Raw genomic sequence first — 399 nt, forward strand, 5'->3', positions numbered from 1 at the left:
GGTGCAGCCGTGCAGGGCGACGACCACGGGGCGGCCGGCGGGCAGCCCGTCGGGGACGTAGCGGTACATCTTCAGGGCGCCGGGGTTGCTGCCGAAGCCGGTGACCTCCTGGAGGGAGGCGGCGGAGGCGGGCGCGGGGGCGAGCAGGACGGAGAGGAGGGCGGCCAGGAGGGCCGTCAGCACGGTGGGGCGCAGTGCGGCTCTGGTCTGTGTCATGGAGAGCGAAGGTAGAAGCGTGAACCACCCAACGATATGGGCGCGGCCCCCATATCCCGGGGGTGCACCCATGTGGCCGGGCATGACAGAGGCCCCGCCGCTCGCGCGACGGGGCCTCTGCCCACATGGGGTCTGTGGAGATGGCGGGAATCGAACCCGCGTCCAACGGTGCGGAACCAGGGC

At 72.4% G+C, this 399-nt stretch carries 1 pseudogene; it reads right to left on the reverse strand.

Going from position 1 to position 399, the window contains the following annotated elements:
- Positions 1–216, reverse strand: a pseudogene (locus tag LPA54_RS41055) (esterase); the annotation flags it as partial.
- Between the last annotated feature and the right edge of the window lie 183 nt (positions 217–399).

The sequence above is a fragment of the Streptomyces sp. DH12 genome (genome assembly GCF_020873895.1).
GTDB lineage: Bacteria > Actinomycetota > Actinomycetes > Streptomycetales > Streptomycetaceae > Streptomyces.